The 18589-nt window shown below is 71.4% G+C and carries 15 protein-coding genes; 8 read left to right on the forward strand and 7 right to left on the reverse strand.

What is annotated here, in order from left to right; translation table 11 throughout:
• Window positions 1-43: 43 nt before the first annotated feature.
• Window positions 44-1429 (forward strand): NAD(P)-binding protein, encoded by a 1386-nt coding sequence (locus V1351_RS14790; RefSeq protein WP_338748957.1) that lies wholly within the window; start codon window positions 44-46, stop codon window positions 1427-1429.
• 10 nt (window positions 1430-1439) lie between these two features.
• On the opposite strand, the gene V1351_RS14795 is transcribed toward V1351_RS14790, so the two are convergent.
• Complete coding sequence (locus V1351_RS14795) at window positions 1440-3068, reverse strand: DHA2 family efflux MFS transporter permease subunit (RefSeq protein WP_338748958.1); 1629 nt, start codon at window positions 3066-3068, stop codon at window positions 1440-1442.
• A 195-nt stretch (window positions 3069-3263) separates the two neighbouring features.
• Here V1351_RS14795 and V1351_RS14800 point away from each other — a divergent pair, with 195 nt between their 5' ends.
• From V1351_RS14800 to V1351_RS14810, 3 genes are all read left to right on the forward strand, one after another.
• Window positions 3264-4121 carry an NmrA/HSCARG family protein gene (locus V1351_RS14800; RefSeq protein WP_338748959.1) on the forward strand — a complete coding sequence of 286 codons (858 nt, stop codon included), beginning with the start codon at window positions 3264-3266 and terminating at the stop codon, window positions 4119-4121.
• A complete protein-coding gene (locus V1351_RS14805) occupies window positions 4118-5047 on the forward strand; it encodes a DUF5996 family protein (RefSeq protein ID WP_338748960.1) in 930 nt (309 codons plus the stop codon). Before V1351_RS14800 ends, V1351_RS14805 begins: the two co-directional genes overlap by 4 nt.
• Before the next feature lie 83 nt (window positions 5048-5130).
• Complete coding sequence (locus tag V1351_RS14810) at window positions 5131-7245, forward strand: NAD(+) synthase (protein WP_338748961.1); 2115 nt, start codon at window positions 5131-5133, stop codon at window positions 7243-7245.
• A gap of 75 nt (window positions 7246-7320) precedes the next feature.
• Here V1351_RS14810 and V1351_RS14815 read toward each other — a convergent pair whose 3' ends face one another.
• A complete protein-coding gene (locus tag V1351_RS14815; RefSeq protein WP_338748962.1) occupies window positions 7321-7614 on the reverse strand; it encodes a hypothetical protein in 294 nt (97 codons plus the stop codon).
• 114 nt (window positions 7615-7728) lie between these two features.
• On the opposite strand from V1351_RS14815, the gene V1351_RS14820 reads away from it, so the two are divergent.
• Window positions 7729-9228: a cytochrome P450 gene (locus V1351_RS14820; protein ID WP_338748963.1), complete on the forward strand. Its 1500-nt coding sequence runs from the start codon at window positions 7729-7731 to the stop codon at window positions 9226-9228.
• 15 nt (window positions 9229-9243) lie between these two features.
• Here the strand turns inward: V1351_RS14820 and V1351_RS14825 are convergent, their stop codons facing one another.
• The 5 genes from V1351_RS14825 to V1351_RS14845 form a co-directional block, all read right to left on the reverse strand.
• Entirely contained in the window at window positions 9244-10794 is a 1551-nt protein-coding gene (locus V1351_RS14825; RefSeq protein WP_338748964.1) for a class I adenylate-forming enzyme family protein, read from the reverse strand.
• The gene (locus V1351_RS14830) at window positions 10791-11624 is read right to left on the reverse strand and encodes an aldo/keto reductase (protein WP_338748965.1); all 834 of its coding nucleotides are present in this window, start codon (window positions 11622-11624) and stop codon (window positions 10791-10793) included. Before V1351_RS14830 ends, V1351_RS14825 begins: the two co-directional genes overlap by 4 nt.
• 55 nt (window positions 11625-11679) lie before the next feature.
• The gene (locus V1351_RS14835) at window positions 11680-12663 is read right to left on the reverse strand and encodes an NAD(P)H-dependent flavin oxidoreductase (protein WP_338748966.1); all 984 of its coding nucleotides are present in this window, start codon (window positions 12661-12663) and stop codon (window positions 11680-11682) included.
• 106 nt (window positions 12664-12769) lie between these two features.
• Window positions 12770-14353 (reverse strand): flavin-containing monooxygenase, encoded by a 1584-nt coding sequence (locus V1351_RS14840; RefSeq protein ID WP_338748967.1) that lies wholly within the window; start codon window positions 14351-14353, stop codon window positions 12770-12772.
• Window positions 14354-14391: 38 nt separating this feature from the next.
• On the reverse strand, window positions 14392-15051 hold the full coding sequence (locus V1351_RS14845) for a helix-turn-helix transcriptional regulator (RefSeq protein ID WP_338748968.1): 660 nt from the start codon (window positions 15049-15051) through the stop codon (window positions 14392-14394).
• A gap of 76 nt (window positions 15052-15127) precedes the next feature.
• Here V1351_RS14845 and V1351_RS14850 point away from each other — a divergent pair, with 76 nt between their 5' ends.
• Genes V1351_RS14850 through V1351_RS14860 form a run of 3 tightly spaced genes read left to right on the forward strand, consistent with a single transcriptional unit; the run spans window position 15128 to window position 18559 of the window.
• Window positions 15128-15385, forward strand: coding sequence for a DUF2249 domain-containing protein (locus V1351_RS14850; RefSeq protein ID WP_338748969.1), 258 nt, complete (start codon window positions 15128-15130; stop codon window positions 15383-15385).
• 7 nt (window positions 15386-15392) lie between these two features.
• The gene (locus V1351_RS14855; protein WP_338748970.1) at window positions 15393-15854 is read left to right on the forward strand and encodes a hemerythrin domain-containing protein; all 462 of its coding nucleotides are present in this window, start codon (window positions 15393-15395) and stop codon (window positions 15852-15854) included.
• A complete protein-coding gene (locus V1351_RS14860) occupies window positions 15851-18559 on the forward strand; it encodes a multicopper oxidase domain-containing protein (RefSeq protein ID WP_338748971.1) in 2709 nt (902 codons plus the stop codon). The genes V1351_RS14855 and V1351_RS14860 overlap by 4 nt, the downstream gene beginning before the upstream one ends.
• Window positions 18560-18589 lie beyond the last annotated feature (30 nt).

Raw genomic sequence — 18589 nt, forward strand, 5'->3', positions numbered from 1 at the left:
GCGGGCCCTCCTCCTAGACTGGGCCGAGGAGGGTGCAGCACCTATGCCAGACAGCAGATCCGGTACTTCCCCGCTGCGGGTGGCGATCATCGGCTCGGGACCATCGGGGCTCTACGCCGCCGAGGCCCTGACGAGCCAGGACGATGTCGAGGTCAGCGTCGATGTCCTCGACCGGCTGCCGGCCCCCTTCGGCCTCGCGCGGTACGGGGTCGCTCCCGATCACCTGAGTCTGCGCTCGGTACGCCACACCCTCGCGGCCGTGCTCGACCACTCCGCGGTGCGGCTGCTGGCCAATGTGGAGGTCGGCACGGACATCAGCGTCGAGGAGCTGCACCGGTTCTACGACGCAATCGTCTTCACCTACGGGGCGGCGACGGACCAACACCTGGAGATCCCCGGCGAGGACCTGGCCGGCACCATCTCCGCCACCGAGCTCGTCAACTGGTACTGCGGGCACCCGGATGCGGCGGCCGAGCGCGTGGAGGCCGCGATCATGGCAGCCACATCCGCCGTGGTCATCGGTGTCGGCAACGTCGCCGTCGACGTGACGCGGGTGCTGAGCAAGACCGCTCCCGAGCTCGAGCACACGGACATGCCGCAGCACGTGCTCGACCTGCTGGCCACGAGCAGCATCAGAAGCGTGACCGTGCTCGGACGCCGGGGCCCGGCCCAGGCCGCGTTCACGACCAAGGAGCTCAGGGAGCTGGGGGAACTCGCCGACGCCGACGTGCTCGTGGATCCACGCGACCTCGCGCTCGATCCGGTCAGCGAGGCCGACATCGAGGGTGAGCGGCGTCGAGAGCGCAACATGCAGGTCCTCGCGGATTGGTCCACGAGGGCGAAGGGCGGGGGCCGGCGCACGATCAGGCTCGGCTTCTTCTCCCAGCCGGTCGAGATCATCGGACGCGACCGGGTCACCGGCGTCCGCGTCGAACGCACCCGGCTCGACGCCGACGGCTCCCTGGGTGGGACCGGTGACTACACGACGATCGACGCCGACCTCGTCGTGCGGTCGGTGGGGTACCGCGGGATGCCGCTGGCCGGCGTCCCCTTCGACACCGCCCGCGGCATCATCCCCCACCACGAGGGCCGTGTCCTCGACGACGACGCGGTCGTCCCCGGTGAGTACGTGGCCGGCTGGATCAAGCGAGGACCGACCGGCATCATCGGGACGAACAAGAAGGACGCCACCGCGACGGTGCACTCGCTGATCGCCGACGCGCCGCGGCTCCCGCGGGCGGCACAACCGGACCCGGACGCGGTGACCACCCACCTGTCGGATCGCGGCGTCCGCTACGTCACCGTCGACGGGTGGCGCGCGATCGACGCCGCCGAGATCGCGCTCGGGGAGTCCCGGGGCCGGGCCCGCACGACCTTGCACGACCGGGACGCGCTGCTGGAGTCCGCGCGGTGGAGCGAGCGCGACTGAGGGACAGTGATCACTGAGGTGGGTGGTTGCGTCTGCTCAGGCGCAGCATGATCAGCGCCCCCACCAGACCCAGGGCCAGGAAGGCGACTGCGCCCAGGAGAGGCACCTGGGTCGCCTGCGCGAACTGACGGCTCAGCTCGGCGACCAGGTCCGGCTGGCCACCCTTCTCACGCAGGCCCTGCAGTGCCCCTCCGGCAGAGGTCCGGGTCGCTTCGTCCACGGGGGTACCGGTTGACAGGTAGTGCCCCAGCCCCACCGACAGCAGCGCTCCGGCGACGGCAGTGCCGATGGCCATGCCGACCTGCCGCACCGCGCTCTGGGTCGCCGACCCCTGCCCGGACTCCGCGGTCGGCACGTCAGCGAGGACGAGGGAGGTGAGTTGCGCAGAGGCCAGTCCCAGTCCCAGCCCGTAGACGACGAGCGGGATGGTCATCAGCCACACGCTGACCGAGGGCGCGAGCAGGAGCGCCATCACGCCGATGCCGATCACCTCCAGAGCGAGACCGACGACGACCACTGCCGGTGGCCCGATCCGGTCGGCCAGATGGCGTGCCTGGGCGCCGGCGATGAAGGCGCCGATCGCCATCGCGGCGAGGACGAAGCCCGCCTGCAGGACACTCAGCCCACGGGCGGAGACGAGGTAGAGCGGCAGCACGAAGATCAGCGCGAACTCGCCCACTGCGACCATCGCAGCGGTGACATTGCCCCAACTGAATCTGGGGAGGGCGAACAGCGAGAGATCCAACAACGCCGACCGGCCGACTCGGGCCCGGTGTCGCTCCCACAGCACGAAGAGCGCGATGGCCACCAGCCCGAGCAACCCGAGCACGGGAACCGGGGAGAGCGCGGCGCTCTCGGGCCACGTCCAGAACAGGAACGTCGCCTCCCGGGTCGGCGCCCACCAACCCATCGACGGTCCTTCGATGATGGCGAAGACCAGGGCACCCACGCCCAGGGCCGACAGCAGGAAGCCGTCCACGTCGAGCCCGCGGGAGGTGATCGTGCCCCGGGTCTCCGGGACCAGCAGCACGGTCGCGACGATCACGGCAACACCGATCGGGACGTTGACCCAGAAGATCCACTCCCAGGAGAAGGAGTCGGTCAGCCACCCGCCGAGCAGCGGCCCGACGGCGGCCGCCCCGGACATCGTCGCCCCCCACACGCCGAAGGCAGCAGCACGATCCTTGCCACGGAACACTGCGTTGACGGTCGAGAGGGTGGCGGGCAGCACCATCGACCCGCCCACGCCCTGCACGACCCGGGCCAGCAGCAGCGGGGTGGCCGAGCCGGAGAGCCCTGCCAGGACCGAGCCGACCACGAAGGTGGTCGTCCCGGCGAGGAACAGCCGTTTGCGGCCGAGTCGGTCACCGATCCGGCCGGTCGACAGCAGCAGGGCTGCGAAGACGACCGAGTAGATGCTGTTGATCCACTGCGCCTCGGTGAGGTCCAGATCGAGGTCGGTGATGATCGCCGGCAGCGCCACCCCGACGATGGTTCCGTCCAGGATGATCATGCCCAGCCCCAACGCCAGGACCCACAGTGCCGCCCACCTGTGCGGGGTGGTCACCCCATCGGCCCCGGGGTCCTCGGCGCTCGGGTGAGGGCCCGAGTCCGATCGTCCGCCGTCCGCCACACCCATCTGCTCACTGTAGTGACCGACGCACGCCCCGGAACGTCGCCTTCCGGGCTCATCGACTCCGGATGCACCCCTGACGCTCTGGCCACCCGGGTCCTCAGTGCCGCCGCAGGGGCTGGCACGGATGCTGAGCGGCTACCGTTGTGACGACGCATCCGGCGTGGTGGCGGTGTGCCACCCAACGATGAAGGAAGTGTCATGGCAGGAGCACAACAACCGGTACTGGTCCTCGGAGCGACCGGCGGCCAGGGCGGCGCCGTCGTCGACGCGCTGCTCGACCACGGGCTCCCCGTGCGCGCGCTCGTCCGCGACCCGGCCAAGGACTCGGCCCGGCGGCTGCAGGACCGAGCCGTGGAAGTGGTCGCCGGCTCGCTGGACGAGCGCGACTCCCTGACCGCGGCCATGCGCGAGGTGTCCGGCGTGTTTGCCCTGACCACCCCCTTCGAGGCGGGGACGGACGCGGAGATCGAGCAGGGGCGGGCGATCCTCGCGGCGGCCGGCACCGCCCGGGTGCCGCACCTGGTGTTCAGCTCCGTCGCCGGCGCCGATCAGGACAGCGGCGTGCCGCACTTCGAGAGCAAGGCCGTCATCGAGCGCGAGCTCGCCGTGGGCGACGTGCCCCACACGATCCTGGGGCCCACCTACTTCTTCGACAACGCACTCGGCGGCGAGGACCGGATCCGGGATGGGGTCCTCGACCTGCCCCTCGACCCCGACCGTCCGCTGCAGCAGATGGCCCGCGCCGATCTGGGGCACTTCGCCGCAGCCGTGCTGACGGCGCCCGAGTCCTTCGTCGGCCAGCGCATCGAGCTCGCCAGCGACAGGCCCACGCCCACGCAGATGGCGCAGGCTCTCGGCACGGCGCTGGGCCGCCCCGTCCGGCACGAGCAGGTGGACCTCGAGACGATCGACAACGCGGACATGCACGCCATGTGGAGTTTCCTGCGCGGGCCCGGCTACCGCGTCGACCTCACCGCCCTGCACGCCGAGCACCCCGAGATCGGCTGGACATCCTTCGCCGACTGGGCGAAGCAGACGATGGGAGAGACCCGATGACCGCACAGAGCGCCTGGCCGGGCCTGCGGGTGGAGGACTGGACCGACACCCGCGACACCCTGCACATGTGGACCCAGATCGTCGGCAAGATCCGCATGGCGCACTCGCCGCTGGTCAACCACTGGTGGCAGGTGCCGCTCTACGTCGGACCGCGTGGGTTGACGACCTCGTCCATTCCGTACGGCACCCGGGTCTTCGACATCGAGTTCGACTTCATCGACCACCAGCTGCGCATCCGCGTCGATGATGGTTCGACGCGACAGATCGCCCTCGAAGCGAAGGCGGTCGCGGACTTCTACGACGAGTTCATGACGGCCCTGGACGAGCTGGGCCTGCAGACCCGGATCCAGGCCCGACCCAACGAGGTGGACCCTTCGATCCCCTTCGCCGAGGACCGCGACCACGCCTCCTACGACCCCGACGCGGCTCGGCTGTTCTGGCGCCAGCTGGTCCAGGCCGACCGGGTGATGCAGCAGTTCCGCGCCCACTTCATCGGCAAGGTCAGCCCGGTGCACTTCTTCTGGGGAGGCATGGACCTGGCCTGCACCCGCTTCTCCGGGCGTACCGCACCGACGCACCCCGGTGGCGCCCCGAACTGCGCCGACTGGGTGATGGAGGAGGGCTACTCCCACGAGTTGAGCAGCTGCGGGTTCTGGCCCGGCGGTGGGGACGAGGGCGCCTTCTACGCCTACGCCTACCCGGAGCCGGATGGCTTCACCGAGTACCCGGTCGGCCCCGGCGAGGCGTACTTCAGCTCCGACAGCGGCCTGTTCCTGCTGCCCTACGAGGCCGTGCGCACCGCGCCCGACCCCGACCAGGCGCTGCTGGAGTTCCTGCACACCACCTACGAGGCCGCTGCCGATCGCGGTCACTGGGACCGGGATGCGCTGGAGCACCACCCGTCCCGCTGGGACCACCGGCGCTGACCCGCGCCGACCAGGTCGTCGCCCCACACGCGTGCCACCGGCTCCGGCCACGTCGGCCGGGTGGGGGCCATAGGGTCGGGCTCATGAGCGATTCGTCGGACCGGGACTTCCGCAACCTCTACCGCCACGGTTTCGCGCGGGTGGCGGCGTGCACGCTGCCGGTGACGATGGCCGACCCCTTCGCCAATGCCGGGGCGACGCTGGAGCAGATCCGGCACCTCCACCAGGAGGGCGTCGCCGTCGCCCTCTTCCCCGAGCTCGGCCTGAGCGGCTACGCCATCGACGACCTGCTCCTGCAGGACGTGCTGCTGCGTGACGTCGAGGCCGCCCTCGTCCACCTCGCCGAGCAGACGACCGACCTGATGCCGCTGGTCGCGGTGGGGGCCCCCCTTCGCCACCGCAATCGCCTCTACAACTGCGCGGTCCTCATCCACCGCGGCGAGGTCCTGGGCATCGCGCCGAAGTCCTACCCCGCCAACTACCGCGAGTTCTACGAGAAGCGGCACTTCGCCTCCGGCGCGGGCATCGCCGACGAGTGGTTCCGCCCGACCTTTGCGACCGGAGACGCGGTCGACCTGCTCGACGGGGTCCCCTTCGGCACCGACGTGCTCGTCCACGTCGACGACGTGCCGGGTCTCGTCGTGCATGCCGAGGTCTGCGAGGACGCGTGGGTCCCCCTCCCGCCGAGCCACGAAGCCGCCCTGGCCGGTGCCACCGTCCTGCTCAACCTGTCCGCCTCGCCCATCACCGTCGCCCGGGCCGACGACCGCCACCTGATGGCCCGTGCCGCCTCGATGCGCTGCAACGCCGCCTACGTCTACGCGGCCGCGAGCGAGGGTGAGTCGACCACCGACCTGTCGTGGGACGGCCAGACGATGGTCTACGAAGGGGGTGACCTCCTGGGTGAGTCCGAGCGCTTCCCTCGTGGTCCCCGCGCGACGGTCGTCGACATCGACGTCGACCGGTTGCGCCAGGAGCGTCTGCGGCAGGGATCCTTCGACGACAACGCGATCGCCGCCGGCATCGCCGAGGCTCCCTTCCGGGAGATCCACCTCGAGCTCGACCCGCCGACCGGCCACCTGGGGCTGCGGCGCCACGTGGACCGCTTCCCCTTCGTCCCCGACGACGAGGCGCGACTGGCCCGGGACTGCTTCGAGGCCTACAACATCCAGGTCTCCGGTCTGGAGCAACGGCTGCGCGCCATCGGCCGGCCCGGTTGGCAGCCGAAGATCATCCTCGGGGTGAGCGGCGGGCTGGACTCCACCCACGCGCTGCTCGTCGCGGCCAAGGCGATGGACCGCCTCGAGCGGCCACGCACCGACATCATCGGCATCACCATGCCGGGCTTCGCCACGAGTGACCGCACGAGGACCAACGCCGTCGACCTGATGGAAGCCCTGGGCATCACGTGGGAGGAGCTGGACATCCGGCCCGCCGCCAGCCAGATGCTCCGCGAGATGGGCCATCCCTTCGGTCTCCACCCCGACGCCGACCACGGGGACGAGGTCTACGACGTGACCTTCGAGAACGTCCAGGCCGGGCTGCGCACCGACTATCTCTTCCGCATCGCCAACCAGCGCGGCGGGATCGTCCTGGGCACGGGCGACCTCTCCGAGCTGGCCCTGGGCTGGTGCACCTACGGGGTCGGCGACCAGATGAGCCACTACGGGGTCAACGCCGGCGTCCCCAAGACGCTGATGCAACAGCTCGTGCACTGGGTCGCCGACTCCGAGCAGCTGCCGGAGGTCTCCGACACACTGCGCTCCGTCCTCGACACCGAGATCAGCCCGGAGCTCGTGCCGAGCACGGACGGGGACCGTCCCCAGTCCACCCAGAACAAGATCGGCCCGTACGCCCTGCAGGACTTCACGCTCTACCACGTGCTGCGGCACGGCTACCGCCCGAGCAAGATCGCCTTCCTCGCCGAGCAGGCGTGGTCGGACGCGACGAAGGGGGCGTGGCCCGCCTCCGTGCCCGAGGAGGATCGCGGGGAGTACGACCTCGCGATGATCCGCCGCTGGCTGGTCGTCTTCGTCGAGCGGTTCTTCGCGAACCAGTTCAAGCGGTCGGCGATGCCCAACGGCCCGAAGGTGCTGCCCGGCGGGTCACTGTCGCCGCGTGGTGACTGGCGGATGCCGAGCGACGTCTCCGGGGCGCGGTGGCTGGCCGAGATCGAGGACGAGGTCCCCGGGGCCTGACCAACGAACGATGGCGGGTGGTCACCACCCGGGGGCGATGACCACCCGCCACGTCGCGCGAGTGTGCGGGAGCTGCTACTGGATGCCGAGGGACTCGCTGTCGGTCGCGGAGTCGCCGCCCTTGCTGTAGGTGTAGCTGCCCATGCCCATCCGGGCCATCACGACGCCGGCCACGATCGTCACCACGGCCAGGATGGCGGCGACGATCCCCAAGGTGGGGCTCAGCAGGATGACGGCCAGCGTGCCGATGCCGCCCGACAGGATCCCGATGGCCATGACGGTCCACCACGCAGGGTTCTGTGCGTGGCCCAACTCCTCGACGGAGTGCGGGCCCGTCGGGGGATGCGGAAGACGAGGATGCTTGCTCATGGCGACATCATCCCATGCCCCCGCCCCCGTCGGACAGGGACCGCAACCATGGACCCGCACATCCTGCGCGGCTACGGTGAACTGGATCGCTACACCTGACGAAAGGTGGCCCCGATGGCCGTGTCCACCCGGTTGCGACGGGTCTCCGCAGGCTCGCGGGACACGCTCACCACCCACCCACCAAGCACCGGGATGGGATGGTCCGGCCACGACTTCCCCCACCCGCCCGGGCGTCGCCGTGTCCTCGGGGACGCCTTCGCCAAGGGCGCCGACCCGACGACGCCGGTGCAGAACATGCTGGCCGTCGCGCGCGACCTCGGGCCGGTCTACGAGATTCTCGCCCTGGGGCGCAAGTTCGTCTTCGTCGCCGGGGTCGACCTCGTCGGCGAGCTCTGCGACGACAAGCGCTTCGTCAAGACCCTCGCCCCCGGCGTGCACGACCTGCGGATGTTCGTCGGCGACGGTCTCTTCACCGCCCACACCGACGAGCCCAACTGGCGTCTCGCGCACGACCTGCTCGTCCCGGCCTTCGCCAAGCCCGCGATGCGGCGCTACCACGACGTCATGGTCGAGACCACGGACGAACTCATCGACGTGTGGGAGGAGGCCGGGAGCGCCGGGCACCACGTCGACGTCTCCCCGTGGCTGACCAAGCTCACCCTCGAGTCGATCGCGCGCGCGGCCTTCAGCCACACCTTCGCCAGCTTCGAGACCGAGGAGGTCGACCCCTTCGTCACGACCTTCGTCGCCTCCATGTCCTACGCGGCCGGCCGCTCCAACCTCGCCTCGCTCCCGCTCGTCGGCCGGCACCTGGTGCGCCGGCACGACCGCCGAGCGCTGGACCGACACCGCTACATCGACGACCTGCTGCAGCGGATCGTCGCCGAGCGCGCGGCGAGCGGTGAGCAGGTCGACGACCTGCTCGGGCGGATGATGCAGGTGCCGGTCGACGATGCCGGGACGATGCTCGAGGCACAGAACGTGCGCCACCAGATCCTCACCCTCCTCGTCGCCGGGCACGAGACCACCTCCGGCGCACTGTCCTTCGCGCTGTACCACCTCACCCGCGAGCCGGAGGTGCTCGCCCGGGTCCGCGCCGAGCTCGACGAGGTGCTGGGCACGGATCCCACGGCGACGCCGACCTTCGAGCAGGTGCCCAAGCTGCGCTACCTGCGCCGAGTCGTCGACGAGACGCTGCGGCTGTGGCCGACGGCTCCCGGCTTCGCGCGCTCCCCGCGGGAGACGACGGTCATCGGGGTCGACGGCAGCGCCGGCGTGCCCGGCGGGCTGACGATGACGCCGCAGGACTCGATGCTCGTCTTCATCCCGCAGTTGCACCGCGACCCGGACGTGTGGCCGGACCCGGACCGCTTCGACCCCGACCGCTTCCTGCCGGAGCACAACCGGGCGCGTCCCGCTCACGCCTACAAGCCCTTCGGCACCGGCGAGCGCGCCTGCATCGGTCGCCAGTTCGCGCTCCACGAGGCGGTGATCGTCCTGGCGAAGCTGCTGCACCGCTTCGACATCATGCCCGAGCCCGACTACCAGCTGACGATCACCGAGAGGTTGACGCTGATGCCCGTCGGCTTCCGAGTGGGACTGACCCGCCGCTGACCTCGGGTCGGGAGGTCACCGCAGCTCCCGGCGGATCACCTTCCCGTTGGTCGTGCGTGGCAGCGCATCGATCACGCGCACCTCGCGCGGGTGCTTGTAGGCGGCGAGTCGCTCACCGGCCCGGGCGAGCACGCGCTCGCGGATCGTCACCGCGTCAGTCGCCGGATCGGTCGGCACGACCCACGCGCAGACGAGGGTCACGCCGTCACCGACGTCCAGCGGACCGGCCGCGACCTCGGCCACACCATCGACGTCGGAGAGCGCGCCCTCGATCTCATTCGGTGAGATCCGGTACCCCATCGCGGTGATCACGTCGTCGCAGCGGCCCTGATAGGTCAGGTACCCGTCGGCGTCGAGGGAGGCCAGGTCATTGGTGACGAACCATTCACCGCGCAGCACCTCGAGGTTCTCCTCCGGACGACGCCAGTAGCCCAGCATCAGACCCGGGTCGTCACGGTGGACGGCCAGGCGACCGTTCTCCCCCACCGGCAGCGGGGTCGGGTCGTCGAGCCGGTCGGGGTCGAGCACGGTGATCCGGCGACCGGGTTGGGCGCGGCCGGGGCTCCCGGGTCGCACCGGCACGTCGGGGCCGCTGGAGACGAAGGTCGAGATCTCGCTCATCCCGAGCGCCTCGTACAGCGGCACCCCGGTCGATTCGGTCCACTCCCGCCACAGCGGCGAGGGGAGGGCCTCACCGGCCACGAGCGCCGCCCGCAGCGAGGACAGGTCCCACTCGTCGGGGTCACCGTGTCGCAGCAGGTGCCGGTAGACGCCGGGCACCGCAGCGAGGTGGGTCGCGCCGTACGCCTCGACCAGACGAGGCCAGAGCAGCCGGTCCCGCGGGCCGTCGTGGACGACTGCCGTCGCGGCGTTCGCCCACGGGTCGCTCAGGCCGACGCCGAGTGTGTACGTCCAGTTCAGCGCCCCCGCGTGCACCATGACGTCGCCCTCGGTCAGGCCGTACCAGCCGCGGTACATCGGACGTCGCCCCCACGCGCTGCGATGGGCGTGGGTGACCCCCTTCGGCCTGCCGGTGGTGCCGGAGGTGTAGCTGATGAACGCGGCCCGGTCCGGGTGGCCGACATCGTGCTCGGCGCGCTCGTCGCCGGCGACCCACTCGCCGATCGTGTGTGCCGTGATCGTCGGGATGTGCGGCGGGACGGTCAGCGGCAGGTCCTCGTCGAGGGCGACCGCCTTCGCGCCGCAGTCGGTGAGCAGACCTGCGGCCTCCTCGCTCGTCAGCTGGGCACTGGTGGGGACGGCGACGAGGCCGGCGGCGATCGCACCGAAGAAGACGAAGGGGAACTCCGCCCGGTTGCCCATCCGCAGCAGCACCCGGTCACCGCGCTCCAGGCCGAGCCCGGTCAGCCCGGCCGCGACGGCACGGACGGTGTCGTCGACCTGCGCGAAGGTCCACGACGACTCGTCCCCCGGGCCGGTGTGCACGACCACGAGTGCCGGGCGGTCAGGAGCGCGCCGGGCCGGGTCGGCCACGCAGTACTGCGACATGCCGAAGGGGGCGGGCGTCGCCTCTCCCGGGGCGGGCGCGACGGGCCAGCGGCTCACATCTCCTCGTGGGTGTCCGGGTCCGCGTCGAAGAGACGACCGTCGGGCCGGCCGAGCGCGGTGATCGCCTCGACCTGCGCGGCGGAGAGGTCGAAGCCGAGCACCTCGAGGTTGCCCGCCTGGCGCTGCGGGTCCGCGGACTTCGGCAGCGGCAGCGCGTCGAGGTGCAGGTGCCAGCGCAGGACGACCTGGGCCGGCGTGACCCCGTGGGCCCGCGCCGCGGTCGCCACCGGCTCGGCCGTCAGGACCTCACCCGCGCGACCCAACGGCGCCCACGACTGGGTGGTGATGCCGCGGCGCTCGTTGTCTGCGCGCTGCTGGACCTGGGGGAAGAAGGGGTGCAGCTCGATCTGGTTCGACGCGGGCGTGACGCCGGTGGCCTCGATGATCGCGTCGAGGTGGTGCGGCGTGAAGTTGCTGACCCCGATCGAGCGGACGAGCCCTTCCTCCTTCGCCTCGACGAGCCGCTCCCACGCACGCACGAAGGTGCCCTGCGAGGGGTTGGGCCAGTGGATCAGGGCGCTGTCGACGAAGTCGAGGTCCATCACCTGCAGCGTCGTGCGCAGACTGCGGTGGGCACCCCGGTGGTCACGACCGGGGATCTTCGTCTGGATGAAGACGTCACCCCGGTCGACACCGCTCGCCCGGATGGCCTCGGTGACCTCGCGCTCGTTGCGGTAGTTCACCGCCGTGTCGAGGAAGCGGTACCCGGCCTCGAGTGCAGAGGCCATGGCGCGCACGCCGGTGTCGCCACGAAGGGGGTAGGTGCCGAAGCCGAGGACCGGCACCGACGTGCCGTCCCCGAGGGTGCGGGTGGGAAGTTCAGCCATGTCCCCAACGTAGGGGACGCAGCCGAACTGCGCAGTGGGCGTTGCGCGCGGTGGGTCAGCCGTCGATGACGGCGAGCAGATCCCCCTTCGCCGTGAGGTACTCGGCCTCGAGCTGGTCGACGAGCTGGGCCACCGGGAGGACCTCGGTGATGCCGGCAACGGAGTGCCCGGCGCTCCACACGTCCTTCCACGCCTTGGGTGCGGGGCCGGTGGGCTGCTCCCGGGCGTGCGGGTTGGTCACGTGGGAGACGTCGATCGCGTCCGGGACGGGCAGGTTGTCCGGGTCGAGACCGGCCCCGATGATGCTCTCGCGCAGGAAGTTCCCCGGGATCGTGCTGATCGAGGGTGTGTAGACGATCTCCTCGGCGCCGGACCGCACGAGCATCTCACGGTACTCCTCGGTGGCGATCGACTCCTGCGTCGCCAGGAAGCGCGTGCCCATGTATGCCAGGTCCGCGCCGGCCGCCTGGGCGGCCAGGACGTCGCGCCCGGTGCTCAGCGAGCCACCGAGGATGAGCGGCCCGTCCCACACACGGCGGACCTCGGTGATCAGGGCGAAGGGGTTGAGCCCGCCCGCGTGCCCGCCGGCCCCTGCAGAGACGAGGATCAGTCCGTCGACGCCGGCCTCGGCGGCCTTGGTCGCGAACCTCGCGTTGGTGACGTCGTGGAAGACCAGACCGCCGTAGGAGTGGACCGCGTCGACGACGTCCTTGGCCGCGCCGAGGCTGGTGATGACGACCGGGACCTCGTGCGCGACGATCCTCTCCAGGTCGGCCTCGATGCGCTTGTTCGTCCGGTGGACGATGAAGTTCACACCGTACGGAGCGGGCTCGCGTCCGGAACCGTCAGGCTGGGCGAGCGCCTCCTCGATCCGGGTCAACCAGTCGTCGAAGTCCTCGGTCGTGCGCAGGTTGAGGGCCGGGAAGGTGCCGAGCACCCCCGCGCGGCAGGCACCGATGACCAGATCGGGGCCGGAGCCGAGGAACATCGGTGCGGAGATCACCGGGAGGCGCAGGCGCCCCCGAAGCTGCGTGGGCATCGTCATGGCCCCATTGTTCACTTGTTCGCCCGAGGCGCTTCGACCGCCCCCACCCCGCAACTGCCGAGGCTCTTGCAGATCCGACGCAGCCTCTCTGCGCAACTGCTCAGGCTCTTGCGGGCCGACGGTCGCCGAGGGAGTCGTCCAGGTTGCTCGAGCTGCCCGGCAACGGCAGCTCCTCCGGTGCGTGCGCGCCGACGGGCACCTGCTCCCCCTTCGCGCCGATCGGGACGAAGAGCATGTCCTGCGTGAGATCCGCGCGGCGGAAGGCGATCAGGTCCTTGACGTAGTTCTGCGGCATCGTCCACGGCGCCCGGTCACCGACCTTGGGGAACCGGGAGATCACGCGCTGCACGTAGCCGGACGTCAGGTCGAGGATCGGGCCGGCGGTCATGCCGTCGGGGGCGACGGGCACGGCCACCCCGAGGCCGCGGTCACGCATGTGCCGCACGAGCCGCGCGACGTAGCGGCTGACGAGGTCCGCGCGCAGCGTCCACGAGGCGTTGACGTAGCCGACCGTCATGGTGACGTTCGGGACGCCGGCGAGCATCAGGCCCCGGTAGGCGAAGCGTCGGGCCAACGGGACCTCCTGCCCGTCGACGACGAAACGGATCCCGCCGAGGGCCTTCATCAGCAGGCCGGTCGCGGTGACGACGATGTCCGCCTCCACGATCCTGCCGTCGGTGAGGCGGATGCCCTCGGGGACGAAGCGGTCGACGTGCCCCGTGACGACGCAGGCGCGCCCGCGGCGCATCTGCGCGTACAGGTCGCCGTCCGGCACGACGCACAAACGCTGGTCCCACACGTCGTACGGCGGGTCGAAGTGCTCGTCGATGACGTCCTGGGGCAGGTGGCGCCCGAGGTTCCCCCGGACGATCCGCCTGGCGGCCTTCGGCCGACGCCGGGAGAGCTGATAGAGGAAGGTCTGCAGGGCGAGGTTCTTCACCCGCGTCGCGGACTGCACGGCCCGGGGTCCCAGCCGCCGGCGCAGCAGCCGGACGAAGGGGTCGACCGAGGGCTGGTCGACAACGTAGCTCGGGGTGCGCTGCAGCATCGTCACGTGCGCGGCCTCGTCGGCCATCGCGGGCACGACGGTGACGGCCGTGGCGCCGGAGCCGATGACGACGACTCGCCGGCCGGCGTGCTCGAGGTCCTGCGGCCAGAACTGCGGGTGGACCACCTGCCCGGCGAAGTCCTCGACCCCGTCGAAGCCCGGGTCGTGCGTCTGCTCGTAGTCGTAGTACCCGCTGCCGAGGTGGACGAAGCCGGCACGCACCTGCCGCGGGCCGTCGGCGGTCTCGAGGTGGACCGTCCACTCCTGCTGGTCACTCGACCAGGTCGCGCTGCTCACCCGGCAGCCGGTGTGGACCAGCTCGGCGATGCCGGTCTCCTCGGCGGTCTCGCGGATGTAGTCGAGGATGTCGGCACCGTCGGCGATGGCCTTGCGGCCCGTCCACGGCCGGAACGGAAAGGACAGCGTGGACATGTCGGAGTCCGAGCGCACCCCGGGGTATCGGAAGAGATCCCACGTCCCGCCGGTCACCCCGCGCGCCTCGACGAGTGCGAGCTCGATGTCGGGGTTGGCCTCGCGGATGCGGTGCGCGGCCCCGATCCCGGACAGGCCGGCGCCGACGACGAGGACGTCGACCCGCTCGGGCAGCTCACGGTGTGTCTGGGGCTCGGTGGTCATCCTCGACCTCTCCTCGACGGACGTTCCTCGTCGGTAACCTACCGCTCCGGCACCGTCAGCAGGCAGGCGCCCGGCTCGGCGAAGGGGATCAGCTCGGCCGGCTCGGCGTCGTCACCGCGGTCGAGGGTCCCGTCGACGAGGCCGAGGTGGACCTGGCAGATGACGTCGGGGTTCTCCACGGCGAGGTCCAGGAGGGGGCAGGTGGTCAGGCGCACGGTCGCGCCGTCGCGCACCGGCCCGAAGCCCAGGTCGGCGAGGGTCGAGTCGAGGTGCTCACGCTCGGTCAGCGTGGCCCCGGGCGCGGCCAACCGCTCACCCCACGCCCGGCCGATGCGTCGGGCACGGTCGCGCACCTGCGGGCCGTCACCGCCGGCGATGAGGTCGGCGGCGAAGGCACCGGCGAGCGCCCGATACTCCTCCACCCGCACACCCGGCTGCGGACCGGCCTCGTACAGCACGGCGGGACGACCGCGGCCCTCGGCGGGGGCGGTGTCGGAGGTGACGAGGGATCGCCTGAGCAGCTGCGTGAGGTGGCTGCGGACGGTGTTCTCGTGGGAGCCGACGCTGGCGGCGATCTCGGCGACCCGCATGGGGCGGCCGCTGGCGCGCAGCGCCTCGAGCACCTGCCGCACCGCGGCCCCGAGATCGCTCGGGTCCGCCTCCGGCGCGGGCCCGGGCCCGAGGTCTTTGTTTTCCACGAGACCTAATGTAGTAATTTGGGACGGGGTCGAGCAACTCCCTTCCCCGACCCGAGTCGACGGCAAAGGAAGCACCATGTCCACGCACCTGCCCCTCGCCCAGGAGATCCCCGTCCTCGACGTGCGGCCCATCCCGCGCTCCATCCGGCACGCGACCGTCATCGGTGCGCTCTCGGCGATCGGGCCGGGCCGGGCCCTCGACCTCGTCGCCCCCCACGACCCACGGCCCCTGCTGCGGCAGGTCGAGGGTCTCGAGCCGGACACCTGGAACGTCGAGTACCTCGAGGAGGGCCCCGACACCTGGACCCTGCGGCTGACCCGAGCCGAGCCCTGACCCGACGATGTGCTCCTACTGCGGGTGCCGCTCCATCGGCGTCATCGGTCGCTTCAGCACCGAGCACGACGAGCTGATCAACGTGACCGGCCTGCTGCGACGCGCCGTGGGCGCGGACCGCAGGGACGAGGTCGTCGCGCTCGTCGACGACGTCGCCCGTCTGCTCCGGCCGCACACCGACGCGGAAGAGGTCGGTCTGTTCGCCGTGCTGCGTCGCGACGAGGACTTCACCGGGCACATCGACACCCTGTGCGGCGAGCACGTGGGCCTCGACGACCTCCTTGCCCGCATCCGTGCCGGCGAGAGCCACCTCGTCGACCGCTTCGACGCGGAGCTGCGGTCGCACATCCAGCGTGAGGAGAACGGTCTCTTCCCCGCCTCCCTGACCACACTCGGTGGCGCCGAGTGGGACGAGGTCGACGAGCTGACCGCCGCCGCCGTCCCCGTGTCCCCCCTTCGCTCGGCATGAGCCCCGACCTCTCCTCGCCGCAGCCGGCACCCGGGGCCCGGCCGAAGGGGGGCGGCTGGGCGATGCGGGACCGTCCCGGCCTGCTGTGGATGATCTCCGCCGTCATCACGGCGGTCGTGCACCCCTTCGTCCCGGACTCGACCTGGCTGATGGTCCACATGGTCGCCCTGGGTGCGCTGACCCACTCGATCATGGTGTGGAGCACGCACTTCACGGTCAGCCTGCTGAAGAACCGCCCCGACATCGACGTCCGCGCCACGCAGAACCGGCGCCTCGTGCTGCTCCACCTGGGCATCATCGGTGTGCTCATCGGGGTCCCGACCACGTGGTGGTGGCTCACCCTCCTCGGCGCCACGGGCGTCGCCGTCGCGGTCGTGTGGCACGGGTGGCAGCTGCTGCGGCGTCTGCGCGGCGCCCTCCCCGGGCGGTTCCGGGTCGTCGTGCACCACTACCTCGCCTCGGCCGCCTTCCTGCCCGTCGGCGCGACCCTCGGCGTGCTCCTCGCCCGCGGATACCCGCAGGAGATGCACGCGCGGATGACGCTGGCGCACTCCCTCGTCAACGTGCTCGGCTGGGTGGGCATCACCGTCGCCGGCACCCTGATCACACTGTGGCCGACGATCCTGCGCGTGCGCATGGACCCGGCCGCCGAGAAGCGCGCCACGCAGGCCCTGCCCGGCCTGGTCACCGGCCTCTCCCTCGCCGTCGTCGGTGCGCTCGCCGGGTGGCGCTGGGTGCTGCTCGCCGGTGTGCTCGGCTACCTGGTCGCCCTGCTGTGGACCGGGCGGTCGCTGCTCGCCCCCGCCCGCGCCAAGCCACCGATGCACTTCGCGTCCTGGTCCGTGGCGGCCGGAGCGGCGTGGTTCCTCGTGGGCATCGCGATGATCGCCTGGCGTGTCGCCACCGCACCCGACATGACCGCGGTGACCATCGGGTACGGCCGGGTGGCGGCAGTGCTCATCGTCGGTTTCGGCCTGCAGGTGCTCTGTGGTGCCCTCAGCCACCTGATGCCCGCGGTCATCGGCGGCGGACCGAAGGTCGTGCGGGTCGGGATCAGCGCCTTCGACCGGCTGGGGATGACGCGGATCGTCATCATCAACGTCCCGCTCGCCCTGGCCCTCCTGCCGGTCCCGTCCGGGACCCGGGTCGTGCTGACCGCCCTCGTACTCATCGGGCTCGCGGCCTTCATCCCGATCATGCTCACCGGCATCACGCAGCTCGTCGCGGCCCGACGCGAGGTCGCGGCCTCGACCCCGGCCCCACGCCGTGACCCCGAGCTGGGACGGGCCGAGGCCGCCCGGGTGCTCGATCCGCCGTTCCCACGCACTCAGCTCATGGCCGGTGTCACCCTCGTCGCCCTGGCGCTCGCCGCCGGGCCGACCCTCCAGCCGGTTCTCGACGGTACCGCCGGCGCCACCGCGGCCCCGGCGACCAGCGTCGAGCCCACCGGCGAGACCACGACGGTCGAGGTCGTCGCCCAGGAGGACATGAGCTACTCCCCCTCCCGCGTCGAGGTGCCGGCCGGCGACCGGCTGGTCATCGAGCTGACCAGCGAGGACGGCAGCACCGTCCACGACCTCTACTTCGACGACGAGCACCAGACCCCGCGCCTGACGAAGGGGGAGAGCGCCACCCTCGACGTCGGCATCGTCGGCGCGGACCGAGAGGGCTGGTGCACCGTCACCGGCCACAAGGCCATGGGGATGACCTTCGACGTCGAGGTCATCGGCGGCGCAGCCGCCGACGATGACCCCTCGGAGTCCGCCGACGGACGCACGGGACCCGGCAGGCACGGCATGCACGGCGGGAGCGGCGGCGACGGGCCCACGTCCGGGGACGACGCCCCCTTCGCCCTGGATCCGAGCCGGGAGTGGCCCGAGGACCTCGACGCCTACGACCCCGTCCTGCCGCCCCTCGGTGACGGGGCCACCCACCGGGTGACGCTGCGGGTGCAGGACCTGCAGGTCGAGGTCGCGCCCGGGGTCACGCAGACCCGCTGGACCTTCGGGGACACCGCCCCCGGGCCGGTACTGCACGGACGGGTCGGCGACGAGTTCGTCGTCACGCTCGTCAACGACGGGAGCATCGGGCACTCGATCGACTTCCACGCCGGCGCCCTGGCTCCCGATCGCCCCATGCGCACGATCGCTCCCGGTGAGGAGCTGACCTACACCTTCACCGCCGAGCGCGCGGGCATCTGGATGTACCACTGCGCCACGGCGCCGATGTCGACGCACATCGCCAAGGGCATGCACGGCGCGGTGGTCATCGAGCCCCCGGACCTGCCCGAGGCGGATCGCTCGTACGTGCTGACCGCCTCCGAGATCCACGGCGGCGAGTCCACGGACGGGGCGCCGGCCGTCACGACCTTCAACGGGCGGGCCTTCCAGTACGACGCGGACCAGCTGACGGCGAAGGTCGGTGAGCGGGTGCGCTTCTGGGTGCTCGACGCCGGGCCCGACGGCCCGCTGTCCTTCCACGTCATCGGTGGCCAGTTCGACACCGTGTGGGAGGAGGGCGCCTACCGGGTCGGCGGGCCCGATCGTGTCGGCGGGCAGGACACCGGGTCCCAGGCGCTCGGGCTGCTCCCGGGGCAGGGCGGCTTCGTCGAGCTGACCTTCCCCGAGCCGGGCCACTACCCCTTCGTCAACCACGTGATGACCGCCGGGGAGAAGGGGGCACACGGGATCGTCCACGTGCGCTGAGGTCGTGCGTCTGTAGTGTGGTCCTTCCGG

Origin of the sequence: Janibacter sp. A1S7, from assembly GCF_037198315.1 — a bacterium.
GTDB classification, from domain to species: Bacteria; Actinomycetota; Actinomycetes; order Actinomycetales; family Dermatophilaceae; genus Janibacter; species Janibacter alittae.